Origin of the sequence: uncultured Aquabacterium sp., assembly GCF_913773725.1 — a bacterium.
In the GTDB taxonomy this organism is placed as follows: Bacteria; Pseudomonadota; Gammaproteobacteria; order Burkholderiales; family Burkholderiaceae_C; genus Aquabacterium.
In genome coordinates, this window is record NZ_CAJYGK010000115.1 from 71,968 (window position 1) to 98,536 (window position 26,569).

Consider the following 26,569-nt stretch of genomic DNA (forward strand, 5'->3'; position numbering starts at 1 on the left):
GCCGGCCCTGGTCTGACGCACGATGTGTCGTCCGATCGGGGGGCGGGTACAGGGTGGGTGAGGGTTTGGGGCGTTTCTGCGGAGGTAGCATTCCGACACGCTGTCAGGCGTGCACGTGGACGAGGCCCGTGCCAACAAAACCAACCAGAGAGGATTCACCCATGCATTCGTCATCTTTCAAGTGGGGCGCCGCGGCCCTGGCTGCCGGCCTGCTGGCAGGCTCGCCCGCCGCCTTGGCTCAGTTGCAAATGGTTGCCCAGCAGGGCGCGCTGTCGGCCACCCTCCAATCGGGTTCGATGTACGTGCCGCTCAATCCGGTGCCCTTTGCACAGGATGTGAGGACCAGTACAGATCAACCGCTGCTGTTGACGGCAAAAGCGACGAGCTTGGCCAGCTCTGCCGAGGGGCAGGCCGAACTCGCTGCAACGACCGCCCAACTGCGTGCGCGCCTGTACCTGAGAGCGGCGTTCAGCCAGCCCGCCGACGAACTGGCCAAGGCCACCGGGCAGATGTCAGCCACGTTCGACGTCGCGCAACGCAGCACGGTGCAGGTGACGGCCGGCAGTGCCTATGGTGGAGGCAACAGCAACGTGCAGTACGCCCTGTACGCGGTGGAGGGGGCCACTGAGACACCGGTGTCAGTGAGCTTCGAGGGGCAGGCGACGCTGTCACCGGGGCGATACATCCTCCGTGTGCAGGGGCAGGCAGAACTCGCCTCCTGGTACCTGCGCGGCAGCCCGAGTGGTGCCTACGGTGTCGATCGCACCATCGTGCTCGACGTGAGCCCGGTCATCGACACGGCCCATGGTCCCGCTCCGGATGCCACGCTCGGCAGCCTGCCGGGACCTTTCCCTGTCGCCACAATGGCGCTGCCGCCGGCGACAGGTGTGCCCTCCGCCACGGTCTATTGGCCGAATGTCCAGGGGGAGCGTCCGTTCGCGCTGGCCGTGATCGCACCGGGCCTGCTGGAAGATCGCCGTGCGACGTCCTGGCTGGCGCAGAGGCTGGCGTCTCAAGGCTTCGTGATCGTCGCCCATGACACCCGCTCGCTCTTTGACTCGACCGCTTCGCGCAATGCGCAGAGCCTGGCTGTGCTGCAAAAGCTGGTGGATTGGAGTGCCCAGGCGGGAACCCCGCTCTACGGGAAGGTGGATGCGAGCCGCCGTGCCGTGCTCGGCCACGGCGCCGGGCAGCCCATGGCGCTTGCCCGAGCCAACGGGCCTGTGAAAGCGGCCGTGGCGTTGGCGCCAGCAACGCAGGTCAAGGACCACAGTGGGGTGACGGTGCCGACGCTGGTCGTGGCGTGCCAGTCCGATGCCTTTGCGCCCCCACGGGCGCATGCCGACCGGATCTACGAGACTGTGCCTGCCTCGGTCAGCAAGGCGCTCATGGAGCTCAAGGGCTCGAGCGCGTGCACCAACACCTCAGCCCCAGCCCTTCAGCGAGAAAAGGTTGCTCGCTACGTGACGGCCTGGCTCAAGCGCTTCGTCGATCAAGACACCCGATACAGCCCGTTCCTCTGCGGCGCGCAACATGAGGCAGCCATCAGCTCGGCCGTGTCGCCGCAGGTGGTGACACGCTACAAGCAGAACTGCCCTTACTGATCTGCTGAATGGCACGCAGGAGGGGCCGCGCAAGCGGCCCGTTCCTGCAGCCTCACAACAGCGGTGCCAGCGCCCGCTGCGCATCCATCAGGCTGTGTCCCGTGCGCTGCGCCCAGTCCTCGACCTGGTCCCCGCCGATCTTGCCCACATTGAAGTAGGCCGCCTCGGGGTGCGACAGGTAGAAGCCGCTGACGCTGGCGGCCGGCATCATCGCCAGGCTCTCGGTCAGGTGCATGTGGATGTCGTGTGCCTCGAGCACCTTGAACATGTCGCGCTTGACCGTGTGGTCCGGGCAGGCCGGGTAACCCGGTGCCGGGCGGATGCCGCGGTACTGCTCCTTGATGAGCTGCGCGTTGTCGAGCTGCTCGGCTTCGGCGTAGCCCCAGAACTCCTTGCGCACGCGCTCATGCATGCGCTCGGCAAAGGCCTCAGCCAGGCGGTCGGCCAGGGCCTTGAGCATGATGGCCGAGTAGTCGTCATGGCGGGCCATGAACTCGGCTTCCTTCTTCTCGATGTTCAGGCCGGCGGTCACGGCGAACATGCCGATGTAATCGGCCTTGTCGCCCTTCGGTGCCACGAAGTCGGCCAGTGAGCGGTTCGGGCGTTTCACCCCATCCACGACAGGCCGCTCGCTCTGCATGCGCAGCGGGTGCCAGCGCATCAGCTCGGTGGTGCGGGCTTCGTCGGCATACAGCACGATGGCGTCGTCTTCTACCGTGTTGGCCGGGTACAGGCCGATCACGCCGTTGGCCGTCAGCCAGCGACCCTCGACGATCTTCTTCAGCATGGCCTGGGCATCGGCATACACCTTGCGCGCCTGTTCGCCCACCACCGCGTCATCCAGGATGCCGGGGAAGGCGCCATGCAGGTCCCAGGTCTGGAAGAAGGGCGTCCAGTCGATGTAGGGGGCCAGCTCGCCGAGGTCGTAGTTCTTGAACACGCGCCGGCCGATGAACTTGGGTGCCTCGGGCGTGTGGCTGTCGAAGTTCACCACGGCCTTGTTGGCGCGTGCGTCGGCCAGCGACACCAGTGGCGTGGCCTTCTTGTTGGCGTGCAGCTGGCGCACCTTCTCGTAGTCGGCGTTCAGCTCGGCAATGTAGTCGGCGTGGCGTTCTTCGCTCAGCAGGTCCGAGCACACGCCCACGGCGCGCGAGGCGTCGGGCACGTACACCACCGGGCCGCTGTAATTCGGTGCGATCTTCACCGCCGTGTGCACGCGGCTGCAGGTGGCGCCGCCGATCAGCAGCGGCGTCTTGCGCTCGCGGAAGTACGCATCGCGTTCCATCTCGGCGGCCACATACTGCATCTCTTCCAGCGACGGCGTGATCAGGCCCGACAGCCCGATGATGTCGGCACCCACTTCCTTGGCCTTGGCGAGGATGTCCTGGCACGGGACCATCACACCCATGTTGACCACCTCGAAGTTGTTGCACTGCAGGACCACGGTCACGATGTTCTTGCCGATGTCGTGCACATCGCCCTTCACGGTCGCGATCACGATCTTGCCCTTGGCCTTCACGTCACCGCCGGCCGCTTCCAGCTGGCGCTTTTCTTCCTCGATGTAGGGCACCAGATGCGCCACGGCCTGCTTCATCACGCGGGCCGATTTCACCACCTGGGGCAGGAACATCTTGCCCGCGCCGAACAGGTCGCCCACGGTGTTCATGCCGGCCATCAGTGGGCCTTCGATCACGTGCAGCGGCCGGCCACCGCGGGCCTTGATCTGCTGCCAGCATTCTTCTGTGTCCTGCGTGATGAACTCGGTGATGCCGTGGATCAGGGCATGGCTCAGTCGTTGATCCACCGGTGCGGGTTCCTCGGCCGTGCCGCGCCAGGCCAGCTTGGCCGAGTCGTCCTTGGCCGCGCCCTTGACCTGCTCCGCAATGCCCAGCAGGCGCTCGGTCGGCGTCAGCGAGGTGTCTTCGCCGTCCTTGTAGACCGGCTGGCGGTTGAGCACCACGTCTTCCACCAGCTCGCGCAGGTGCGCATCGAGCTGGTCGTACACGCCCACCATGCCGGCGTTGACGATGCCCATGTCCATGCCTGCCTGGATGGCGTGGTAAAGGAACACCGTGTGGATGGCCTCGCGCACCGGTTCGTTGCCGCGGAAGCTGAACGACACGTTCGACACGCCGCCCGATACCTTGGCGCCCGGCAGGTTCTGCTTGATCCAGCGCGTGGCGTTGATGAAGTCGACTGCGTAGTTGTCGTGTTCTTCAATGCCCGTGGCGATGGCAAAGATGTTCGGGTCGAAGATGATGTCTTCCGGCGGGAAGCCCACCTCGTCGACCAGCATGCGGTACGCGCGCTCGCAGATCTCGACCTTGCGCTGGTAGGTGTCGGCTTGGCCGACCTCGTCGAAGGCCATTACCACGGTGGCCGCGCCATAGCGCTTGATCAGCCGGGCCTGGCGCTTGAACTCGTCCACGCCTTCCTTCAGCGAGATCGAGTTGACGATGCCCTTGCCCTGGATGCACTTCAGGCCCGCCTCGATCACGTCCCACTTCGACGAGTCGATCATGATGGGCACGCGGGCGATTTCCGGCTCACCGGCGATCAGGTTCAGGAAACGCACCATGGCGGCCTTGCTGTCCAGCATGGCCTCGTCCATGTTGATGTCGATGACCTGGGCGCCGTTCTCGACCTGCTGGCGCGCCACCGACAGGGCGTCCTCGAATCGCCCCTCGAGAATCATGCGCGCAAAGGCCTTCGAGCCCGTCACGTTGGTGCGCTCGCCGACGTTCACGAACAGCGAGCCCTGACCGATCAGCACGGGTTCCAGCCCGGAAAGGCGCATGGGCGCCACAGCGGCAGGAGATGGGGTGCCGGATTCAGCGGCGGCGGAGGGGCGGACAGCGTCGGTCATAACCGCCCATTTTACGAGGCGGGCACGCCGTCTGGACGCCACAAACAAAGAGGCCCTGGACGTCGGCCAGGGCCTTTTTCAAATGAGGGAGAGGCGTCAGGCCTTCAGCAGGGCGTACAGCTCGTCCTTCAGGGCCACACGCTGCAGCTTCTTCTGCTCGAGTTCGTTTGCCGAACTGTGCTCAATGCCGCTTTCCAGTCGCCCGATGGCCTTGTCCAGCTCCTCGTATTCTTTCTCCAGCCGCGCGAAGTGCGCGTTGCTCGTCTTCAAGGTGTGAATACGGTCCTTGAGTTCAGGAAAATCCTTGATCAGCGGGTGGTGGTCCATCGGCACTCCTTTGTTGTGTGGAAGAGGGATCTGTCTGAGCCTCATCGTGCACCTGGCACCCGCCACCTGGGTTGTGGCAGATCAAGCCGCCGTCAACCCGGGGTGCCCGGGCGAGGGGGCGCCTGAAGAAAGGCCGATTCGATGTCGAACGTGCTGTCCTGGCCCACCGTGTTGCGGTGTTCGTGCAGCCACGCATCGGCCGCTCTGTGGCCCAGACGGTGCAGCTCCTGCAGGAAGGCCCAGTCCGTGTTGAACTTGCTCGAGGCGTTGAAGGGCGTCATGCCTTCGTCGTCCGCGATCATGTGCATGTGCAGGTTCTTGTAGCGGCCGCGGTCCAGGCGGTCGTCCCGCAGCAGCTTCTTCACGAAGTGAATGGCCCGCATTTCGCTGATCAGGCTGGCGTTGAAGGTGATTTCGCTGAGGCGGTCGATGATGTCGATGCTGCGGGTGGGGGTGTCCTCACGTTGCATCGGGTTGAGGCGCACCAGCAGGATGTCGCTCAGGTCGGTCTGGTAGATCAGCGGGTAGATGGCCGGATTGCCGGTGTAGCCCCCGTCCCAGTACCCCTCGCCGTCGATCTCGACCGCCTGGAACACGAAGGGAAGGCACGCCGACGCCATCAGCGCGTCTTCCGACAGCGTGGGGCCGGTGAAGACCCGCGCCTGACCGGTCCGCACCGAGGTCGCGGTCACGAACAGCGGGATGCCGCAGGTTTCGCAGCCGGCGTGCAGCGCGGGCACATCGACGTGTCGGCGCACCACGTCGCGCAGCGGGTTGAGGTTGAGCGGGTTGAACTCATACGGGCTGAATGCCCGCATGAACAGGTTCAGCCACTGGTAGGCCGGAAACTGGTCGAAGTTGAACTGGTTGCGAAGCAGCCCGTTGGACTGGATCGTCAGCGGCGAGAACAGGGGGCCGTGCTGGCTGACGTCGCGCCAGAAGTCATGCAGCGCTTGCCGGGCGGCGGCACGCGCGGACGTGACGCCGCCCTTGGCGTGGCCTTGCACGTACCCCGACAGCATGACGGCGCCGTTCAATGCGCCGGCGCTGGTGCCCGAGATGCCTGCGATGTCGAGGCCGTCGTCGCCCAGCAGCCTGTCCAGCACGCCCCAGGTGAAGGCGCCGTGGCTGCCTCCGCCCTGAAGCGCCAGGTTGACCGTGGGGCGGGCGGCGGCGGGGCCGCCGGGCGAGGCGTCGAGCCTGACGGGGGCAGTGGGACGGGGGCGGCGAGGGGAGGGCATGGGGCCAGTCTAATGCGAAACCGCTCAGCCATGCTGCGGTGCAGCATGATCATGTGTCGCGTGGTCTGTCTCTGAATCGTCCCGCTCTTCAGAGGGAGCAAATAAAACCCCACAAACACTGTACAGGCATCCAGCTTTTGCCATAATGACGCCCAGTTCAAGCGACATGCGCCAGCGCTCTGCTGCGCCGCCCCATCCGGAGACCCTTCATGGAAACCACCGCCAAGTCCGCCCTCAACGCCGAGAAGGCCAAGGCCCTTCAGGCCGCCCTGGCCCAGATTGAAAAGCAGTTCGGCAAGGGCTCGATCATGCGCCTCGGCGAAGGCGAAGCCGTGGAAGACATCCAGGTCGTGTCCACCGGCTCGCTGGGGCTCGATGTCGCCCTGGGCGTCGGGGGCCTGCCGCGCGGTCGCGTCATCGAAATCTACGGTCCTGAGTCTTCCGGCAAGACCACCCTCACGTTGCAGGTCGTGGCCGAAATGCAGAAGCAGGGCGGCGTGTGCGCCTTCATCGACGCCGAGCATGCGCTGGACGCCCAGTACGCCCAGAAACTGGGTGTCAACCTGCAGGACCTGCTGATCTCTCAACCGGACACCGGCGAACAGGCGCTCGAGATCGTGGACGCGCTGGTGCGCTCCGGCTCGGTCGACCTGATCGTGGTCGATTCGGTGGCCGCCCTGACCCCGAAGGCCGAACTCGAAGGCGAAATGGGCGATGCTCTGCCGGGTCTGCAGGCCCGTCTGATGAGCCAGGCGCTGCGCAAGCTGACGGCCACGATCAAGAAGACCAACTGCACCGTCATCTTCATCAACCAGATCCGCATGAAGATCGGTGTCATGTTCGGCTCGCCGGAAACGACCACGGGCGGCAATGCGCTGAAGTTCTACGCGTCCGTGCGTCTGGACATCCGTCGCATCGGTTCCATCAAGAAGGGCGATGAGGTCATTGGCAACGAGACCAAGGTCAAGGTGGTCGAGAACAAGGTGTCCCCACCCTTCAAGACCGCCGAGTTCGACATCCTGTATGGCGAAGGCATCAGCCGCGAAGGCGAGATCATCGACATGGGCGTCAATGCCAAGATCGTCGACAAGTCGGGGGCCTGGTATGCCTACGGTGGCGAAAAGATCGGTCAGGGCAAGGACAACGCCCGCGAGTTCCTGCGCGAGAACCCGGACCTGGCCCGTGAGATCGAGAACAAGATCCGCGATTCGCTGGGCATCGCCCTGCTGCCCGCTGTGCCGCCCGTGCCCGGCGACGAAGCCTGATCAGACAACCTGCTGAACGGAGATGGCCGACCGAGAGGATGATGCAGGCGGCGCTAGGTCGCGCCGTCCCACCCTCTCCCTGAAAGGCCGGGCACTCAAGTACCTTGCGGCACGAGAACATTCTCGCGTCGAACTGCGCCGAAAGCTGGGCCCTTACGCCGAGACGCCCGACGAAGTGGAGCGTGTGCTCGATGAGCTCGAGTCTCGCCGTTTTCTCTCGGCGGAACGCTTTGCCGAATCCGTGGCGCACCGCCGGGGTGCCCGGTACGGCGCAGCCCGTGTCCAGGCAGAACTGGCACAGCATCAGTTGCCTCCGGAGGTGGTCCGTGAGGCGGTGCAGACCTTGCGCGATTCCGAATTCGATCGTGCCTGGACTCTGTGGGATCGGCGATATGGTGCGGTTCCGGCCGAGGCGGCCGAGCGTGCCCGTCAGGCCCGGTTTCTCGCTTCACGCGGGTTCTCGGGCGACATCATTCGCCGCATCCTCCGGGGGGAAATGCCCGATCCCCCTGCGGAAGAGTAAGGCGCGCTCCCTGTCCGGCATGGGGCGGTGACGCGCCGTCGCCCTAGGGAAAACACCGACCAAAATCCCGCGACCTTGCTGGGCTGTCGCGCCGTGAGACAGCGCCTCGACAGGTGCTCGGTGCTATCCTTGCACGCTGCAACGCAACAAGCCCATCCCTTGAAAGCGTGGCGCCGAGCCAGCCCGATCGGCCGTGCGCGGCATTGTCAATCCGACAAGAACGCAACACCAGACTGCGAGACACCCATGAAGATCCATGAGTACCAAGGCAAAGAGATCCTGAGCCGATTTGGCGTGCCGGTCCCAAGAGGCATTCCGGCATTTTCCGTTGATGAGGCTGTTGCGGCAGCTGAGAAGCTGGGCGGCCCCGTGTGGGTGGTCAAGGCGCAGATCCACGCCGGTGGGCGCGGCAAGGGCGGTGGCGTGAAGGTTGCCAAGTCCATCGAGGACGTCAAGGCCCGCGCCACCGACATCCTGGGCATGCAGCTGGTCACGCACCAGACCGGCCCGGAAGGCCAGAAGGTCCGTCGCCTGTACATCGAAGAAGGCGCTGACATCCAGAAGGAATACTACCTGTCCGTCGTGACCGACCGCGGCACGCAGAAGGTGGCCTTCATCGCCTCCAGCGAATGCGGCATGGACATCGAGGAAGTCGCGCACAGCACCCCCGAGAAGATCATCACCGTCTTCGTCGATCCGCTGGTCGGCCTGACGCAGGCACAAGGTGAAGAGCTGGCCAAGGGCGTCGCGATGCCCGCCGACTCGGTGGCCCAGTTCATCGACATCTGCCAGAAGCTCTACCAGTGCTACATGGAGACCGATGCGTCGCTGGTTGAGATCAACCCGCTGAACCGCGACAGCAAGGGCAACATCATCGCCCTGGACGCCAAGTTCAACTTCGACTCCAACGCTCTGTTCCGCCACCCCGAAATCGTGGCCCTGCGCGACCTGGACGAAGAAGATCCCGCTGAAGTCGAGGCCTCGAAGTTCGACCTGGCCTACATCCAGCTCGACGGCAACATCGGCTGCCTGGGCAACGGCGCCGGTCTGGCCATGTCGACGATGGACACCATCAAGCTGTTCGGCGGCGAGCCCGCCAACTTCCTCGACGTGGGCGGTGGCGCCACGGCCGAGAAGGTCACCGAAGCCTTCAAGATCATGCTGAAGAACCCGGATGTCAAGGGCATCCTGGTGAACATCTTCGGCGGCATCATGAAGTGCGACACCATCGCCGATGGCGTCATCACCGCCTGCAAGGCCGTGAACCTGAACGTGCCGCTGGTGGTCCGCATGAAGGGCACCAACGAAGACCTGGGCAAGAAGATGCTGGCCGACTCCGGTCTGCCCATCATCTCCGCCGATTCGATGGCTGAAGCCGCGACCAAGATCGTCGCCGCTGTCGCCTGAGCCAAGCACCCAGAGGATTCGTCATGAGCATTTACATCAACAAAGACACCAAGGTCATCACCCAAGGCATCACGGGCAAGACCGGTCAGTTCCACACCCTTGGCTGCCAGGCCTACGCCAACGGCAAGAACGCGTTCGTGGCCGGCGTGAACCCCAAGAAGGCGGGCGAGAAGTTCTCGGACATCCCCATTTACGCCTCCGTCAAGGAAGCCGCCAAGGAAACCGGCGCCACCGTGTCGGTGATCTACGTGCCGCCCGCTGGCGCTGCTGATGCCATCTGGGAAGCCGTCGAGGCCGACCTGGACCTGGTCATCGCCATCACCGAAGGCATCCCCGTGCGCGACATGCTGATGGTGCGCAACAAGATGAAGGCCAAGGAAGCCGCCGGCGGCAAGAAGACGCTGCTGCTGGGCCCGAACTGCCCCGGCCTGATCACGCCCGACGAGATCAAGATCGGCATCATGCCGGGCCACATCCACCGCAAGGGTCGCATCGGCGTGGTGTCGCGTTCCGGCACCCTCACGTACGAAGCCGTGGCCCAGTTGACCGAACTGGGCCTGGGTCAGTCGAGCGCCGTTGGCATCGGTGGCGACCCGATCAACGGTCTGAAGCACATCGACGTGATGAAGGCCTTCAACGACGATCCCGAAACCGACGCCGTCATCATGATCGGCGAAATCGGGGGTCCGGACGAAGCCGAGGCGGCCCAATGGTGCAAGGCCAACATGAAGAAGCCGGTCGTCGGCTTCATCGCTGGCGTCACCGCCCCTCCGGGCAAGCGCATGGGCCACGCCGGTGCCCTGATCTCGGGTGGTGCCGACACCGCTGATGCCAAGCTCGCCGTCATGGAGGAGTGCGGCTTCAAGGTCACGCGCAACCCGTCGGAAATGGGCAAGATCCTCAAGAGCCTGATCTGAGGCCGGACTGCCGGGGCTGCACACCACACGCCCCGGCCCCCACGATTGACCACAGCCCCTCTCAGAGGGGCTGTTCTGTTTGAGTCCCATGGACACCTTTCTGACACCTGAATTCTGGCTGGCCGTCGGTCAGATCGTGATGATCGACGTGCTGCTCGGCGGAGACAACGCCGTGGTGATCGCCCTGGCCTGCCGCAATCTGCCCCCCTCGCTGCGCACCCGCGGCATCATCTGGGGGACGGCCGGCGCCATCGTGCTGCGGGTCGTGCTGATCTTCTTTGCCATGTCCCTGCTCAAGCTGCCTTACCTGAAGCTGGTGGGCGCCGGGCTGCTGTTGTGGATCGGCATCAAGCTGCTCGTACCCGAGGACGATGCGCACGAGGTCAGCGGCAGCGATCGCCTCTTGGGCGCCATCAAGACCATCATCGTGGCCGACTTCGTCATGAGCGTCGACAACGTCATCGGCATCGCCGGTGCGGCCCAGGGCTCGGGCCATGCGGGACACGAGATGCCGCTGGTGATCTTCGGTCTGCTGGTCAGCATTCCCATCATCGTCTGGGGCAGCACCATCGTGCTGAAGCTGATGGACCGCTTCCCGCTCATCATCACCGCCGGCGGCATGCTGTTGGGTTGGATCGCCGGGACGCTGGCGGTAACCGACCCTGCTCTGGCGAGCCATCTGGACGTCGCCGCAGGCACCCGCTACGTGTCCGGTGCGCTCGGTGCGTTGTTCGTGTTGGCGATCGGTACCATGATGGCTCGACGCGCTGCTGCGGAAGCCTGATTCATGCCTCTTGTGCTGCTCCTGCTGGTCATCCTCGTGCTGCTGTTGCTGGCAGGCGGCCTCACCCTTTGGTTGCTGCGCCACCGGCGCACGGTGGCGGGCAAGCCGTCCGGACGGGTTGGTGCTGCCACCCGTCCGCTGGCCCGCGAGGCCGATGCCGGGGCACGCGAGTCGTGGCACGCCCCTGATTCAGAGTCGGATGCAGGCCCGGAAACCGTGCTGTCCTACCTTGATGTGCCGCCCCGCCATGGGGAGTCGCATGGCAGACCGACCGACCCGGGACCGAGCACCTTGCCCCATGCGCTGACGGAACTGGAGGCAGCCGATTGGATGCGCATCCAGCCTGGAGGGCGCGAGCGGATCGAGCGGGCGCTGCAGGCCCTGGGCGATGGTCCGGTGGACCGCGCCTGGGATACCCTGCGTGGCTTCTTCCCGGAAGCGGCTCACCGTGAGGCCGCGCTTGAAACCCTGGACCGCATTGCGACCGCATTCGAACGGGCTGGTCGGTACGACGCGGCAAGGGACGTCTACGAGCACATGGCGGACATCGACCCGGGCTGGCGCCAGGTCAAGCTCAGGCTGATGCGCGCACGAGGGCTGGCGCAGGCCGCCACCGTCAACACCTGGGGCACCGTGCCGCCGCGGCCAGTGCCTGACGCCGCATACAAGCAGCTTGGCAAATACCTGGTCGAGCGCCAGATCGGCAAGGGTGCGATGGGAGCGGTCTACCTGGGGTACGACCCGGCGACCGACCGGCGCGTCGCGCTCAAGACGATGTCCCTGGTGCAAGAATTCCAGGGCGAGGAACTGGCCGACGCCCGGGCACGCTTCCTGCGAGAAGCCGAAATGGCCGGGCGTCTGCAGCATCCGGACATTGTGAGCATCATCGACGCGGGCGAGCAGGATGGCGTCGCCTACATCGCCATGGAACTCGTCCAGGGAGTGGACCTGTCCCGGCACACGCAGTCCGGCAGCCTGCTGCCGTTGCACCAGCTTCTGCCGATCGTGGCCAGGGTGGCCGAGGCCCTCGCCTACGCGCACAGTCGCGGCGTCACCCACCGCGACATCAAGCCGGCGAACATCATGGTCGACCTGTCCTCGGGCAACGTGAAGGTGATGGACTTCGGCGTGGCCCGGGTGGCCGACGCGGCCCGGACGCGCACCGGCGTGGTTCTGGGAACGCCCACCTTCATGTCGCCCGAGCAACTGGCCGGCCAGACCATCGACGGCCGCAGCGACCTGTACTCGCTGGGGGTCACGCTGTTCCAGTTGCTCACGGGCCAGTTGCCTTACCGGAACGACTCGATGGCCGTGTTGATGCGTGCGATCGCGAACGACGCGGCGCCCAATGTCTGCAGCTTGCGCTCTGATCTGCCGACCGCCCTGGGGGACATCGTCGCCCTGGCCCTGCAGAAGCATCCGAACACCCGCTACCCGAACGGCCACGAGATGGCGATGGACCTGTTGGCCGTTGCGCGCGCCTTGCAGCCCCTCGATATCCCGCTGTAGGGGTAAGGCGGCAACCTTGTGACGGGTTTGACCACAAAAGAAGGTGACAATCCAGCCATGGACTTCGAGTTCTACAGTCAAACGGACACAGGCCGGGTGCGGACGAACAATGAGGATTCGGTCGCGCTGGATGAGCGTTGTGCTGTGGCCGTGCTGGCCGACGGCATGGGTGGCTATGCCGCCGGCGAAGTGGCCAGCGGCATGGCGTGCGACTTCATCAAGGCCGAACTGGGTCGCTGGTTGACGGAGGCTGCAGACACCGCGAGCGATGCCGATGTCCGCCGCGCCATGGACATCTGTGTGGACAACGCCAACCGCGCGATCTTCTCGGCGGCCTCCTCGAACCCGCAGTACGCCGGCATGGGGACCACGTTGGTTCTGGCGGTGTTCCGGTCGGGACGTGTGCTGCTGGGACACATCGGGGACTCCCGCGCCTACCGCTGGCGTGGGGGGATGTTGCAGCAGGTGACAAAAGACCATTCGTTACTGCAGGAACAAATCGATGCTGGCATCCTGACGCCCGAGCAGGCCCAGTTTTCTGCCAACAAGAATCTCGTCACCCGCGCCGTAGGGGTGGAGGAGATGGCCCTGCTCGAGACGCACCAGCACGATGTGGAATCGGGCGACGTGATCCTCATGTGTTCTGACGGACTTTCGGACATGCTGCCCGACGGTCGCATCGCTGAGATCATGGCGACTCACGAGACGCTGTCAGACATGGGGGCGGCCCTGGTATCAGCTGCAAATGAAGCAGGTGGCCGGGATAATATTGCGGTGATACTGGTTCGAGCGCAGGGAGCGGCCGAACCGCCTGCACGCTCCTGGTGGCCTTTCCGTCGCCTGGGCGGCGCTGGCTGAGCACCAAGAAGATCAACCCGAGAGGTTACGAATGGGAAAGCTGGTTGTCTCGCTTGACGGAGTCGTCATCAAGGAAGTCCAGATCACGAAGGACAGGACGTCTCTGGGGCGTCGTCCGTACAACGACATCGTCATCGACAACCTGGCAGTCAGCGGCGAGCACGCTGTTCTGCAGATGGCTGGTCAGGACGTTTTCATCGAAGACCTCAACAGCACCAACGGCACCTACATCAACGGCAAGGCCGTCAAGAAGCAGCTGCTGCAGCACAACGACACGGTCGAGATCGGCAAGTACAAGATCAAGTACCTGGTCGAAGACGGCAACGATTACGAGAAGACCATGATCATGCGCCCTGGCACGCCGATGGCGGCTGCGCTGGGCGGTCATACCGGGCCGGGCGCCCTGGGTGGTGTGCCGGTGGGCGCGCCGCCCAGCGCACCTCCGCCGTCCTTTCCGGCCAGCACATCGGGTGGCTTGAACACCAGTTTCGGTGGCCTGGGTGCGCAATCGCCCGCGTCCATCAAGGTGTTGAATGGCGCTGCGGCCGGTCGAGAGGTCGCGCTCACAAAGGTGGTGACCACCGTGGGCAAGCCGGGCGTGCAGGTGGCTTCGATCACCAAGCGCCCCGGGGGCTATGTGTTTGCGCACGTTGAAGGAACGGCCCGGCCGACCGTCAATGGCGCGCCGGTGGTCGGCGAGCCGGTTCATCTCAAGAGCGGAGACGTGATCGAGCTGGCCGGCACGCAGATGCAGTTCGTGCAGGCCTGAATCGGCCCGGGCCCGCGCAAGGGGAGTCCATGATCCGGGTTCTGGGTTGCCATGGGTCGATCGCGGCGCGGTGCCACACCACGGCTTTCCTGGTCGACGACGACATCTTGATCGATGCCGGCAGTGGCGTGGGCGAGTTGCGCCTGGACGAGCTGGCGCGGATCGACCACATCGTGCTCACGCACAGCCACCTGGACCATGTGCTGTCCATCCCCCTGCTGGCCGACACCGTCATCAAGCTGCGCCAAGGGCCGGCCGGACTGACTGACCTGCGACCTATTCATGTCCACGGGCTGCCTGAAACGCTGGAGGCCTTGCGCCGGCACGTTTTCAATGGCGTGATCTGGCCGGACTTCACGCGCTTGCCTTCGGCCGCCAGGCCGATTCTGATCCTGCACGAATTGCAGGTGGGCGACGAACTGCTCTTTCCCGCGCGTGGCGGGCTGCCCGACCGGCGCATTCATGTGCTCCCGGCGGCCCACACGGTGCCGGCCGTGGGCTATGCGGTGGAGACGCCAAAAGGGTGGTGGGTGTTCACGGGCGACACCGGACCGAACCCGGCGCTGTGGCTCGCCCTGCAGGGCAAGCGGATCTCGGAGTTGGTGATTGAAACGGCCTTTGGCAACGAGGAGGCCCATCTCGCACAGATCAGCGGGCACCTGTCGCCACAGAGCCTGGCGCAGGAGCTGGCTCTGCTGGATGGCGAGGTGAGCGTGTACATCACCCACCCGAAGCCCGGCGAGGTGCCGGCGGTGCTGTCGCAGATCCGCGCGCTGGACAGCCGCCATCTGATCGAGCCGCTGCGGGAGGGGCAGCGGTTTCACCAGGTGCGCCACCCCGAGGACACACTCTGACGCATAGGTGACAAAGCCTGTCACCTTGTCTTGAAGTGACAAGCTTTGCTAGTGCTTTGGGTGAGTGGTGCGCGCGAGGGTGTCGAAGATTGTCACCTCGTCGACAGGATTGTGCGGTAAATCACAGCATTTCATGACGTGGGGGCTGGCACGGAGTCTGCGATGCCAATGTCATGGCTGGACAAGGTGTCCTGCCGAAGCAAGTGATCAAGAGAGGCGAGTCCTCAAGGAGTGAACATGAAGCGCGTTCAACAAGGTTTTACGCTGATCGAACTGATGATCGTCTTGGCGATCATCGGTATTCTGGCTGCTGTGGCGCTGCCGGCTTATCAGGACTACACGAAGAAGGCCCGTGTTTCGGAAATCGTGCTGGCAGCAAGCAGTGCCCGTACCTGCGTGAGCGAGATTGTTCAGTCGTCTGGCGCGACGAACCTGGATTCTTGTGCTTCTGGTTTTGCCTCGACGCAATTCGTTTCCAACCTGACCATCAACGCGACCACTGGCGTCGTCACGGCAACCGGCAATGCCACTACTGTGGGCGAAGCTGTGACCGTGACGCTAACTCCCACCATCAGCGGCAACACCATTGCGCGTTGGGTTTGTTCGGGCTCCCCCACCCGTCTGATGCCGGGTTCTTGCCGCGGCTAAGCCGTACTTGGTAGCAAAAGGGGCGGCGCATGCCGCCCTTTTTTCATGGAGTGGTGATGGAGTTGACCGTTCTGATTCCCTGCTTGAACGAGGCCAGAACAATTGGCACGTGCGTTGACAAAGCAGTCGACTTCATACGGCGTGTGGGGATCGAAGCAGAGGTGCTTGTAAGCGACAACGGCTCTTCCGACGGCTCCGTGAACATTGCCGTTGAGCGAGGCGCCAGAGTGGTTCATACGGACCAGCGCGGTTATGGGGCGGCATTGATCAACGGGATCAAACACGCCAAGGGTCGGTACGTGATCATGGGCGATGCCGATGACAGCTACGACTTCTCGCGACTGGATCCCTTTGTCGAGCGCCTTCGCGCGGGTGCAGACTTGGTTGTGGGCAACCGGTTTCGGGGAGGAATCGAGCCGGGAGCAATGCCTCCCCTCCACCGCTATCTCGGAAATCCTGTGCTGAGTTTCGTTGGGCGGCTGTTCTTTAGGATCCCGGTTGGTGATTTTCATTGTGGCCTGAGAGGCTTCTCAAAGGAGGCGATTTCTCGTCTGGGACTGATCAGCCCAGGGATGGAGTTTGCGACCGAGATGATCGCCAAAGCTGCGCGGGCCGGTCTCGTGGTGGCTGAGGTGCCAACCACCTTGTCGCGGGACGGTCGGGATCGGCCTCCTCACCTCCGGACATGGCGAGATGGCTGGCGACATCTCCTGTTCATGCTGTTGTTTTCACCGCGATGGCTCTTCCTCCTACCAGGGCTGGCGCTGTCCGGGGTGGGAGCGCTCCTCGCGTTCCTGCTTACGTCTGGCCCAGTACGGGTTGGAGGGGTCGGGCTAGACGTTCACTCGTTGCTCTACGCCAGTGGCGCGGTCATTCTCGGAGCGCAGTTGCTGCAATTCGCGGTTCTGACGAAGTGGATTGGCGTGTTGGCGGGCATGCTTCCGGAAGGCCGTCTGGTCGCCGCGCTCAATCGTTCTGCCAGCGTTGAATGGGGGCTGGTTCTGGGAGGCGTCGTTTTTCTGGTCGGTCTAGCGTGGTCCGGGTATCTCGCCGGCATGTGGTCAGATGCCGGATTCGGCGAGCTGGATCCCAGGCAGAAAATGCGGGCCGTCATCCCCGCTGTGACCATGATGATTCTTGGGCTTCAAGCTTGCGCGGGAGCAATGCTCGCTGCGGCCATGGGGTTGGCTTGGAAAACAGTGAGGGCAAAGCCGAATGAAATGCCGGGCGATCAATCTTGAGCTTTTGGCTGCGCTTCTTCTCGCTCTCCTGCTCTTTGTAAGTGTGCCTGTATGGCGTCAGGGGCTCGGTTTGAGCTGGGACTCGATGAACCATCACGTCTATCTGGGGTGGATTGCATCTGAATCACGATTCGACCGAGATTATTTCGCGGCCTCGTCCCAGTCATACCAGTTTCCTTACCTGTACTGGCCCATTTATCAGATGATGCGACTCGAGGTGCCCGGTTGGGTCGCTGGAGTGATGTGGTCATGCGCACACTCGCTGGTTGCGATACCGCTCTGGTTATGCTCAAAGGCGCTCATCTGCGAGGATGGTGTTGTGGAGACCATCTTTCGGCTTTCGGGGGTGGTGTTGTCCGTCGGAACAATACTGGCGCTGCGTGCGCCGGAGACGACCGGCAATGACCTCTTGGCAGCAATTCCTTACATGTTCGCTCTGGCCCTTGGCCTGCAGGCCACACGACGGGATATCCCCGGAAGACCTTTTCGAAAGAGCGTTGTCACCTCCATCTACATGGGGCTGCTTGTCGGCGTCGGCGTAGCGTTCAAGCTAAGCAACGGCGTGCTTGCGCCCCTCCTCGTCGTTCCCTGCTTTTTCATGGTGCAGACGTGGAAATCCCGCATTGCTCTCGCTCTTTCTACCGTTCTGTCAATCGGCGCAGGCTTCTTGATCGTGTACGGGTGGTGGGGCTGGCAACTCTGGCTTCACTTTGGCAACCCTGTTTTCCCGTTCGCTGATGGACTTTTTCAACCTTTGCGTTCCTACCTCGGCTGGGTTCCGTTGTATTGAGCGATGATCCGGTTTTCCCCCGATAGCTTGCTGGAAGCCCTGCTAAGGCCCGTCGTGATGGCGTTGCCTCAGGGATGGGTGTACACGGAAATCACTGCTCCCGATCTCCGTTTCGCTTGGCTGCTGCTCCTGTGCCTGGCCTGCCCGGTCGTTTCGGCATGGCATCGCAGGCGCTGGAGTGTCAGCACGCCTGTCGTTACATGCTTGCTTCTCTTTCCTCCGGCGTTTGCGCTGTGGCTCGCATCAGGAGGAAATGGCCGGTACTTTATGCCCTATATCTTGCTGGTGGGGGTGGCAAGTGTAGGGGTGCTTTACGCGGCCCCGTTCACTCGCCCGATGCGTTTGACGATGCTCGCGTTGATCATGGTCCTCCAATCCGGTGCAGTATGGGTCAATTCGCCATGGCAGCCGTTTGATTCGCTCGAATGGATCAGGTGGAGAACAAGCAGCTACTTCGATGTCGACGTCTCGGCGATAGAGCGCCACGAGAACGTCATGTATGTGACATTTGCGGGGCAGTCTCATTCGTTTGTTGCCCCTTATTTTCCTGCGAGTTCGAAATGGATGAACCTTTCTTCGTTCGAGGGGCGGGATTTTCTAGCCGGCAACGAACCGGTGGTGAGGGGCGCTCGCCGACGGCTGCGGGAAAATCAGGATATACGCGTGATGCTTCGATCGCAGCCGAGGCAGGCTGAAGCGGAAACAGGTTTGCCGAACAAACTTGCTCTCGAGTCCATCAATGGATATCTGGCGCAATTCGGACTTTCAATCAAGTCTCACGGTCTATGTTGGCTTCTTCCATCGAAGTCGCTCGGGGCGATGACCATGCTCGTTTCGTCGGACACACCAGAAGAAATCACAAAACTGAAGTCGCATGCCGGGTTCTGGGTATGTCAGCTTGCATTCTCGGGCACGAGGGCTGCGACAGCAGAAGGGCGAGCGCAAACAGAGCATGCAAAAGAAATCATCGGGCGAGTTGAGCAACTTTGCCCCAGGCTCTTCCCTCCGGGGCAGCAAGAATTGAAGCGCGTTGGGTATGGATTTATACGATCGTATTCCGAGAGTGATGCCACTCTGACGTATGTTGTTACAGAGGGGGTGGTTTATGTGAAATTCCTTCGTGCGCTCAATCCCCAGCGCATTGGCGTCGTGGACGAGATCCTCCATCCCTCGTTTCAGTTGAGATGTGATGGATTTATCAGTCGAGAAGGGTTGCCGTGGATGAGGGACCTGTGATACCTATCATATCTATCATCATCCCATGCTTCAATGATGGCCGGTTGGCGGTTTCGGCAATCAATTCCTGCATCGAGCAGACGGCGAACTTTTCGATGGAGATCATATTTGTCGACGACGGGTCCACGGACGGGTCGGCAGGTCTCATTTTGCACCATTTTTCTGCTAGCCCGCTGGTGAAGGTTGTGCGGAAAGAAAATGGAGGGCTTTCCAGTGCGAGGAACTGCGGCCTTCGGAGTAGCGTCGGGGAGTGGGTTCTCTTTCTTGACTCTGATGATCTGCTTGCCAGGGATTTCATAAAAGGGGTGCGAGAGGCAATGAGGGCCCAGCCCGCGGCGACAGCGATTGTGGCCCCATTTTCGTATTTTTCGGATACGCCTGGCAGCATTGCATGGAGCCGGCGCTTGCTGGTGGCGTTGTTTCGGGTTCCTCGCTTTCGAGGTTGGTATTTTTGGGATCGATTCCTTGTCCGTACGGGAAACTGTTTCCCGGTGAGCGCTTGCGTCATTTCGCGTAAGCAGATAGCAGGCGGAGATCTTTTTGACGAGGGTCTTAAGGCGCACGAGGACTGGGATGCTTGGATTCGCTTGGTGGACGGAGGGGCGCGTTTCGCGTACACCCGGACCGAGGCGGGGAACGAGACGTGCATTCGCCTGCGGCACGGAATGAGCGCAAATTCGCCTTTGATGAGGGTTACACGTGGAACTGTGCGGCAAAGGTACTGTCAGGGATGGCCGTATTCGATCCTGCTTCGGCGGACCGTGCTCGTCCCCATCCTGGCTCTTCGTACCTTGGCTGGATTTGTGGAATCCCTCTTCTACCGTCGCCGAACGCGTATCGGCTAGGCTTGACATCATGGGAATCAGAGCAGATGTTCTAGCGAACTACGTTTCAGCCATTGTCGCCGGTTCGGTAACCTTGCTTCTCATGCCTGTTTATGCTCGCTTGATGGGTGCGCAGGCATGGGGGGGGGTGGCCCTTTGTCTCGCCGCCCAGAGTTTGATTCAATTGTGGGATCTGGGGCTCTCTCAGGTGGTACCTCGAGATGTCGCTCAGGCCGAGAGCTCGTCTGACCCAGGCGCTCATTCATTGCATGCTTATGGTCGCCTGTACGCCGGCATCGGCGCTGTTGCCGTCGTGTCCGGGCTCGCCGTGGTCCAATGGTTCGGGCCGCTTTGGGTTCCCGCGATGGCGAGCGATGGCTCGCTGCAGACAGGAATGAAGCTTGCAGTGCTATGCGGAGCCCTGCAGTTGATGAACGGATTGCCGATTGCCTACTGGAATGGCTCTGGGCGTCAGGTTTTTGCCGTCAAGCGGACCTGTTCCTTCTTGTTGCTCCGCGGGGCCGTGATTTTGGCCGCCCTCATGTTCCTGGGTGCTGGTGTGGAGGTGTTCATGTGGGCGTCGCTCTGCACGACGGGCGCAGAGTGTATCTCGAACCTGGTCCGCTTTCATCGGGAGACGGGCGCGCTTGCTATTCGAGGCGCCCGTGCTGCGTCCGTTTTGCGGATTATCACCAAGAATTGGCCCATCTCGGTCAGTATCCTGATGGGGGCCCTCGTTTCCCAGGCGGACAAGATGGTGCTTCCGCGAAGTATATCTGTGGAAGACTTCGGCGTGTATGCTATGACGCTTGCTTTGGGGCTTGCATTTCTGCAGTTGCAGTATCCGGTGATGACCGCGATGTACCCACGGGTTGCCGTTGATCCTCGTATGACGCTTTTACGTCGTAATGTGGGAAGCCTGTTGGTGGTGTGCGCTTTGCCTTGTTTGGTGGCTGGGGTGTGCGCACCTTGGTTTTTGCCCTTGTACATTGGTGAGCAGCGTGACGAGCTGTCCCTCGTGGTCACTTTTGACCTTATTCTTTTTTCTGCGGGACTTAACGCCGTTTATCACGCCTTCTATCAGTACATGGTGGCGGCGGGTGATGGTCGCTGGATCGCGGTGGCCAACGGGCTGTCTTTGATCTGGGTTCTCTCTGTCACGCTCATGTTGGCGAGCGACCTCGGTGTCGTGGCAGGCGGCCTCGCATGGGCGGGGGTTTCTTCAATCCAGCTAGTTGTTGCCATTTTGTGGTGGCGTGGAAGAAGAGGGCGAAAGTAGATGCGGTACGTAATGAGGGTTATCCGCTCGCGTCTCTCGATGCTAATTGGTCTGCTCCGCCAGGGTGGTAGTTTTCCTTCACGATTTCTTTCCTTGAGGCGCCATTCTGGGCCTTTCCTTGTGCGCGTTTGCGATATTCGTCCGCAGCTCTTTGACGATGGACGTTTCACTCCATTCGATCGGCACTACGTCTATCACGTCGCGTGGGCGTTGAGAGTGTTGCGTGAGTCCTCACCGCGGGAGCATCTGGATATCGCCAGCTCACTGCACTTCGTGGCTGCTGCATCCGCGTTCGTGCCGACGCGGTTTGTCGATTACCGCCCTGCGAATCTGGTTCTAGATGGCCTGAGTACCGGGGCTGCGGACGTTTTGCGGCTCGACTTTTCGCCCGACAGCATCGCATCGTTGTCCTGTATGCATGTCATAGAACATGTCGGGCTTGGACGGTATGGGGATGCTTTCGATCCCGCAGGGGATCGCAAAGCGATCGCTGAGTTAAAGCGGGTCGTGGCGCCTGGCGGAACTCTGCTTTTTGTTGTGCCGGTTTCTGGTAAGCCTCGAATCGAGTTCAACGCTCATCGCGTCTACTCCTATCAGCTCGTGATCGAGTTGTTCGAGGGGTTCGAGTTGATCGAGTACGCGTTGATTCCGGACCGAGCAGAAGAAGGCGGGCTTATCCGCCATGCTGACCCGGATCTGACGGCCCGCCAGCGTTACGGGTGCGGTTGTTTTCACTTCCGGAAGCGCTTGGCATGATCGTCGTCCGGATGCAAGGCGGGCTGGGAAACCAGTTCTTTCAGTATGCTTGCGGTCGCGCGTTGTCAGGGCGCCTGAGATGTCCTTTATGGTTAGACCTATCGTGGTTCCGTCGTCTGCCCAAGGCCGCAACGCCCCGCGCTTTCGAGTTGGGGCGTTATCCCATCCGGGCATCGATTCTGGACCCTGATCGCACTGGAGGAGTAAGGTTCTACTCGGCGGAGCGCTTGGGATGTCTCGCCCGTATCGATGGCACGTGGACCTGGGCGCGTCCCTTTCGCGAGCGATCGCTCGATTTCGACGAGCGCATCTCGGGCGTGCAGGCTCCGCGTACATTGGAAGGCTATTGGCAAAGTCCCAGGTACTTTGACGGCCTGCGCGATACGCTATGGAACGAGTTGCAACCCGATGTGCCCTTGAGTGAAGCGGACAGCAGGGTGGCTGCGTTGATACGCCAGAGCGGCAATCAGGCAGTTTCAGTGCATGTGCGTCGGGGAGACTATCTGGTTGGGGTCCACGCGACTCACCATGGCGTCTGTGAAGAGACCTACTACTCACGGGCGCTCTCCCATCTCCGCGGTGAGATGGGGGCATTGAGGCTATTTGTCTTCTCCGACGATCCTGAATGGGTGCAAGGTCGCAGCGATCTGTTCGGCGACGCCACCGTCGTTTCTCACAATCGCGGGTCGACCGCCTTCCAAGATCTGAGGCTGATGTCCATGTGCCGCGGACATGTGATTGCCAACAGCAGCTTCAGTTGGTGGGGGGCTTGGCTCAGCCGTGCCTCGGACAAGAAGGTGATTGCGCCACTTCAGTGGCTGCGAGATGGGCGCGCGCTCCCTGATCTCATCCCACGGGACTGGGTGCGCCTATGACGCCTATGAAGCGCGCCCCGTTGGTCAGCGTGGTCATGCCTGTTCGCAATGGCGAACTTTATGTCGACGACGCGATTCGCTCCGTATGCGAGCAGACCTATCCGCACTGGGAACTCGTCGTCGTGGACGATGGCTCCACGGACCGTACACCGAATCTGCTCAGCCGGTGGGTAGCCAGCGATCCGCGCATCCGTGTGATCCGGCAGAAGCCTTTGGGATTGGTCGCCGCGTCCAATGCTGGGATTGCGGCCACGCAAGGAGAATACATTGCGCGGCTTGATTCCGACGACGTCGCGAGCCGCCATCGGCTTCGCATTCAGGTCGCCGTCATGGAATCGCGCCGAGATCTGGTCGTGCTGGGGTCAGCGATTCGATTGTTCGGTGCTCGGCGTGGCATCCTGCTCACGCCAATGACGGACTGGGGCTGTCGCGGGCGGCTCCTCTTCGAGAACTGCTTTGCTCATTCTTCGGTCATGATGCGAAAGTCTTGCATCACGTCGCTCGAACCGTTGTACCAAGCCAGTACGGAGTTTTCCGAAGACTACGGTGTCTGGGTGCGCCTGACCAAAGTGGGGCGTTTTGCCAATCTTCCACTGCCCTTGGTGAAGTACCGGGTGCATGCGCGGCAAATCAGTCGGGAAAAAGCCGAAAGACTTCGGCAGGCGCATGCGGAGATCGTGACTTCGATGTGGCGCTCGTGGGGCGTTGACGTGTCGGAGGATCGATTTCTTCGCGTTCGATGGCCGGACTTTGGAGGCGCCACATACGGCGAGTTTCTCCGTGATGCTCGGTACCTGTCGGGCGCCTTGGGGCCTTTATGGCGCTCTCGTCATGCGCCGCATGTCATGGTCTGGCTGCTGCTTGTCGTTGCCCGTGGGTCCCTGAAGGCAGTGTCGGCACGGATTGCCGAGAAAGCGAATCGGTGAAGGCCGTGCGTTGCGTTGTGCTCATGTCGACCTACAACGGTGCCCGCTTTGTTGCCGAGCAGATTCGATCCATACTGGCTCAACTGCCCCCCGACGGGATTCTTCTCGTGCGCGATGATGGTTCGACGGATGCTACGAGTGAATCAATAGCGCAGTTCAACGACGCGCGAATCCAGTTTGTATGTGGCAGCAATGTCGGTTTCGCGCGAAGCTTCTTCGAGTTGATGCGAATGGCCCCGCGTGGTCGGGACATGTACATGCTCGCCGATCAGGACGACATCTGGCTGCCGAACAAGATTTCTCGCGCTTGGTCTCAGGTCTGCCTTCACGACGGGCACCCCTTCCTCTACTGTGCGGTCCCTCAATTGGTGGATGTCACGCTGCAGCCTATCGGATTGGGCAGGCAGTCGGCTGCAGGCGTGACGTTGCTGAATGCTCTGGTGGAGAATCAGGTGACGGGCTGCACCGTGGCGATGAATGAAGCGCTGTTGAAGTTCGCGCTCCCTGATGAGCAGTCGCTGCCCGACATTCACTTCCACGACTGGTGGCTTTACGTCGTTGCGGTGGCTTTTGGTACGGTCTATTGCGATAACACGCCCACGATTCTCTACAGGCAGCACGACGGAAACTACATGGGGTATGGGGCAGGGCTGAAGCGTTACTGGAGGATGTTGGACTACCTCCGGCGGAAGAACTGGCTGGCGTCCATGCTTTCACAGGTAAGAGCGTTCCGCCGCATGCACGGCGATGCTCTGTCCGTAGGGCAACTCGCGGCGTTGGATGCCGTGCAAGCGCCCTCCGGACAGCTGCGTCGCTGGAAAATGGTGTGTGCCGCCCGCCGTCATCGACAGACGCTAGGGGGAGAGTTGCTGCTGCGTGCGCTGTTGGTGTGTGACTGGCGCAGCCTGCGGTAGGTCTGGGCAGGGCCTTGGGGGGGGCGGCTGGCGCGCGAGGAAGCTCGACCTGGTCTTAAAATCGCGCTTTTGTGTCTTTGCCGCCCACCATGCCCAACCCCACCAAGAACTCCACCGCCATGGCCAACGCCATCCGCGTCCTGGCCATGGACGCCGTCCAGCAAGCCAACTCCGGTCACCCGGGCGCGCCGATGGGCATGGCCGACATGGCGGTGGCGCTGTGGAGCCGGCACCTGCGTCACAGCCCGACGAACCCGCAGTGGCTGGACCGTGACCGCTTCGTGCTGTCGAACGGCCACGCCTCGATGCTGATCTACGCGCTGCTGCACCTGAGCGGCTACGACGTGTCGATCGACGACCTCAAGGCCTTCCGCCAGATGCACAGCAAGACCCCGGGCCACCCGGAAGTCGGCATCACCCCGGGCGTCGAAACCACCACCGGCCCGCTGGGGCAGGGCATCACCAACGCCGTGGGCTTCGCGCTGGCCGAGAAGCTGCTGGCCGCCGAGTTCAACCGCGAAGGCCACCGCATCGTCGACCACCACACCTACGTGTTCCTGGGTGATGGCTGCCTGATGGAAGGCATCAGCCACGAAGCCGTGGCCCTGGCCGGCGCCTGGAAGCTGAACAAGCTGATCGCGCTGTACGACGACAACGGCATCTCGATCGACGGGCAGGTCACGCCCTGGTTCATCGACAACACGCCCAAGCGTTTCGAGGCCTGTGGCTGGAACGTGGTTGGCCCCGTCGACGGCCATGACATCGACGCCGTGGACGCCGCCATCGAGCGCGCCAAGCTGAGCGGCGACAAGCCCACGCTGATCGTCTGCAAGACCCACATCGGCAAGGGCTCGCCCAACCGCGCCAACACGGCCAAGGCCCACGGCGAGCCGCTGGGCGGCGACGAGATCAAGCTGACCCGTGATGCGCTGAGCTGGGTGCACGAGCCCTTCATGCTGCCGGAAGAGGTGTACGCCGACTGGAGCGCCAAGGCCGACGGCGAGTTGCTGGTCAACGACTGGAACAGCCGCTTCGACGCCTACAAGGCCGCCTTCCCCGAACTGGCCGCCGAGTACGTGCGCCGCATGGCCGGTGAGCTGCCTGCCAACTTCTCGGAGATCGCGGTGCAGGCCGTGGCCGCCGCCCACGACAAGGCCGAGACGGTCGCCACCCGCAAGGCCAGCCAGCAGGCGCTGGAGCACTTCACCGCCGCGCTGCCCGAGCTGCTGGGTGGATCGGCCGACCTGACCGGCTCGAACCTGACCAACACCAAGAGCACGCCGCCTGTGCGCTTCGAGGACGACGGCTCGGTGGCCGTCACGGAGCTGGGCAAGCCCGGCCGCCACATCAACTACGGCGTGCGTGAGTTCGGCATGGCCGCCATCATGAACGGCGTGGCCCTGCACGGCGGCTTCATCCCCTACGGCGGCACCTTCCTGACCTTCAGCGACTACAGCCGCAACGCCATCCGCATGGCCGCGCTGATGAAGCAGCGCGTGATCCACGTGTTCACGCACGATTCGATCGGCCTGGGTGAAGACGGCCCGACCCACCAGTCGGTGGAGCATGCCGCCAGCCTGCGTCTGATCCCGGGTCTGGACGTCTGGCGTCCGGCCGACACCACGGAAACCGCCGTGGCTTGGTCGATCGCGCTGGCCAACAAGAACCGCCCGACCGCGCTGCTGCTGTCGCGCCAGAACCTGCCGTACGCACCGAAGGTTGATGCCGACGTCATCACCCAGGGCGCCTACATCCTGGCCGAGCCGTCGGAAGTGGGCCTGAAGAAGAAGCCGGTGGCAGTCATCATCGCCACGGGTTCGGAAGTGCAGCTGGCCCTGCATGCGCAGGCCGAGCTGGCCAAGCAGAAGATCCCCGTGCGCGTGGTGTCGATGCCGTCGACCACGGTGTTCGACCGCCAGGACGTGGCCTACAAGAAGGCCGTGCTGCCGAACAAGCTCCCCCGCATTGCGGTGGAAGCCGGTGTGACGGACTTCTGGTGGAAGTATGGTGTGGATGCTGTCGTCGGCATCGACACGTACGGCGAATCGGCGCCGGCCGGCGTGCTGTTCAAGCACTTCGGCTTCACCACCGAGAACGTGGTGGCCACGGTCCGCAAGGTTCTGTCGATCAAGAAGTAAAAGGGCGCAGTCTGGTCA

24 protein-coding genes are annotated in these 26,569 nt (G+C 62.6%); 21 read left to right on the plus strand and 3 right to left on the minus strand.

The annotated features are described in order from the left end of the window. Window positions 1-161: 161 nt before the first annotated feature. Window positions 162-1,604, plus strand: a complete 1,443-nt coding sequence (locus tag QZ709_RS13870) for a hypothetical protein (RefSeq protein ID WP_294637921.1) — start codon at window positions 162-164, stop codon at window positions 1,602-1,604. Between the two features lie 52 nt (window positions 1,605-1,656). Here the strand turns inward: QZ709_RS13870 and metH are convergent, their stop codons facing one another. From metH to QZ709_RS13885, 3 genes are all read right to left on the minus strand, one after another. Further along, complete coding sequence (gene metH / locus QZ709_RS13875; protein ID WP_294637922.1) at window positions 1,657-4,470, minus strand: methionine synthase; 2,814 nt, start codon at window positions 4,468-4,470, stop codon at window positions 1,657-1,659. A 96-nt stretch (window positions 4,471-4,566) separates the two neighbouring features. Further along, the gene (locus QZ709_RS13880) at window positions 4,567-4,797 is read right to left on the minus strand and encodes a DUF465 domain-containing protein (protein WP_294637923.1); all 231 of its coding nucleotides are present in this window, start codon (window positions 4,795-4,797) and stop codon (window positions 4,567-4,569) included. Between the two features lie 92 nt (window positions 4,798-4,889). After that, the gene (locus tag QZ709_RS13885) at window positions 4,890-6,038 is read right to left on the minus strand and encodes a patatin-like phospholipase family protein (protein ID WP_294637924.1); all 1,149 of its coding nucleotides are present in this window, start codon (window positions 6,036-6,038) and stop codon (window positions 4,890-4,892) included. Window positions 6,039-6,247: 209 nt separating this feature from the next. On the opposite strand from QZ709_RS13885, the gene recA reads away from it, so the two are divergent. The 20 genes from recA (at window position 6,248) to tkt (ending at window position 26,551) form a co-directional block, all read left to right on the plus strand. After that, a complete protein-coding gene (gene recA, locus QZ709_RS13890; protein WP_294637925.1) occupies window positions 6,248-7,303 on the plus strand; it encodes a recombinase RecA in 1,056 nt (351 codons plus the stop codon). Window positions 7,304-7,325: 22 nt separating this feature from the next. Further along, entirely contained in the window at window positions 7,326-7,826 is a 501-nt protein-coding gene (recX, locus tag QZ709_RS13895; protein WP_294637926.1) for a recombination regulator RecX, read from the plus strand. A 246-nt stretch (window positions 7,827-8,072) separates the two neighbouring features. After that, entirely contained in the window at window positions 8,073-9,233 is a 1,161-nt protein-coding gene (sucC, locus tag QZ709_RS13900) for an ADP-forming succinate--CoA ligase subunit beta (protein WP_294637927.1), read from the plus strand. A 23-nt stretch (window positions 9,234-9,256) separates the two neighbouring features. Then, the gene (gene sucD, locus QZ709_RS13905) at window positions 9,257-10,150 is read left to right on the plus strand and encodes a succinate--CoA ligase subunit alpha (protein WP_294637928.1); all 894 of its coding nucleotides are present in this window, start codon (window positions 9,257-9,259) and stop codon (window positions 10,148-10,150) included. An 88-nt stretch (window positions 10,151-10,238) separates the two neighbouring features. Further along, a complete protein-coding gene (locus QZ709_RS13910; protein WP_294637930.1) occupies window positions 10,239-10,934 on the plus strand; it encodes a TerC family protein in 696 nt (231 codons plus the stop codon). Between the two features lie 3 nt (window positions 10,935-10,937). Then, window positions 10,938-12,443 (plus strand): serine/threonine-protein kinase, encoded by a 1,506-nt coding sequence (locus QZ709_RS13915; RefSeq protein ID WP_294637932.1) that lies wholly within the window; start codon window positions 10,938-10,940, stop codon window positions 12,441-12,443. A 57-nt stretch (window positions 12,444-12,500) separates the two neighbouring features. Continuing rightward, a complete protein-coding gene (locus tag QZ709_RS13920) occupies window positions 12,501-13,301 on the plus strand; it encodes a Stp1/IreP family PP2C-type Ser/Thr phosphatase (protein ID WP_294637934.1) in 801 nt (266 codons plus the stop codon). A 31-nt stretch (window positions 13,302-13,332) separates the two neighbouring features. Continuing rightward, complete coding sequence (locus QZ709_RS13925; RefSeq protein WP_294637936.1) at window positions 13,333-14,070, plus strand: FHA domain-containing protein; 738 nt, start codon at window positions 13,333-13,335, stop codon at window positions 14,068-14,070. 29 nt (window positions 14,071-14,099) lie between these two features. After that, window positions 14,100-14,924, plus strand: a complete 825-nt coding sequence (locus QZ709_RS13930; RefSeq protein WP_294637938.1) for a 3',5'-cyclic-nucleotide phosphodiesterase — start codon at window positions 14,100-14,102, stop codon at window positions 14,922-14,924. A 237-nt stretch (window positions 14,925-15,161) separates the two neighbouring features. Continuing rightward, window positions 15,162-15,572: a prepilin-type N-terminal cleavage/methylation domain-containing protein gene (locus tag QZ709_RS13935; protein ID WP_294637940.1), complete on the plus strand. Its 411-nt coding sequence runs from the start codon at window positions 15,162-15,164 to the stop codon at window positions 15,570-15,572. A 56-nt stretch (window positions 15,573-15,628) separates the two neighbouring features. Beyond that, the gene (locus QZ709_RS13940) at window positions 15,629-16,813 is read left to right on the plus strand and encodes a glycosyltransferase family 2 protein (RefSeq protein WP_294637941.1); all 1,185 of its coding nucleotides are present in this window, start codon (window positions 15,629-15,631) and stop codon (window positions 16,811-16,813) included. An 85-nt stretch (window positions 16,814-16,898) separates the two neighbouring features. Beyond that, a complete protein-coding gene (locus QZ709_RS13945; RefSeq protein WP_294637943.1) occupies window positions 16,899-17,603 on the plus strand; it encodes a hypothetical protein in 705 nt (234 codons plus the stop codon). Between the two features lie 27 nt (window positions 17,604-17,630). Next, window positions 17,631-18,839 carry a hypothetical protein gene (locus tag QZ709_RS13950; protein WP_294637945.1) on the plus strand — a complete coding sequence of 403 codons (1,209 nt, stop codon included), beginning with the start codon at window positions 17,631-17,633 and terminating at the stop codon, window positions 18,837-18,839. Beyond that, the gene (locus tag QZ709_RS21325; protein ID WP_366937181.1) at window positions 18,836-19,684 is read left to right on the plus strand and encodes a glycosyltransferase family 2 protein; all 849 of its coding nucleotides are present in this window, start codon (window positions 18,836-18,838) and stop codon (window positions 19,682-19,684) included. The genes QZ709_RS13950 and QZ709_RS21325 overlap by 4 nt, the downstream gene beginning before the upstream one ends. A 10-nt stretch (window positions 19,685-19,694) precedes the next feature. Beyond that, window positions 19,695-20,942 (plus strand): oligosaccharide flippase family protein, encoded by a 1,248-nt coding sequence (locus QZ709_RS13955; protein WP_294637947.1) that lies wholly within the window; start codon window positions 19,695-19,697, stop codon window positions 20,940-20,942. A 93-nt stretch (window positions 20,943-21,035) separates the two neighbouring features. After that, window positions 21,036-21,698 (plus strand): DUF268 domain-containing protein, encoded by a 663-nt coding sequence (locus QZ709_RS13960; RefSeq protein ID WP_294637949.1) that lies wholly within the window; start codon window positions 21,036-21,038, stop codon window positions 21,696-21,698. Continuing rightward, window positions 21,695-22,573, plus strand: a complete 879-nt coding sequence (locus QZ709_RS13965) for an alpha-1,2-fucosyltransferase (RefSeq protein ID WP_294637950.1) — start codon at window positions 21,695-21,697, stop codon at window positions 22,571-22,573. The genes QZ709_RS13960 and QZ709_RS13965 overlap by 4 nt, the downstream gene beginning before the upstream one ends. Window positions 22,574-22,608: 35 nt before the next feature. Further along, on the plus strand, window positions 22,609-23,499 hold the full coding sequence (locus tag QZ709_RS13970) for a glycosyltransferase (RefSeq protein WP_294637951.1): 891 nt from the start codon (window positions 22,609-22,611) through the stop codon (window positions 23,497-23,499). 23 nt (window positions 23,500-23,522) lie between these two features. Next, complete coding sequence (locus QZ709_RS13975; protein ID WP_294637952.1) at window positions 23,523-24,413, plus strand: glycosyltransferase; 891 nt, start codon at window positions 23,523-23,525, stop codon at window positions 24,411-24,413. Window positions 24,414-24,502: 89 nt separating this feature from the next. Then, window positions 24,503-26,551 (plus strand): transketolase, encoded by a 2,049-nt coding sequence (gene tkt / locus QZ709_RS13980; protein ID WP_294637954.1) that lies wholly within the window; start codon window positions 24,503-24,505, stop codon window positions 26,549-26,551. Window positions 26,552-26,569 lie beyond the last annotated feature (18 nt).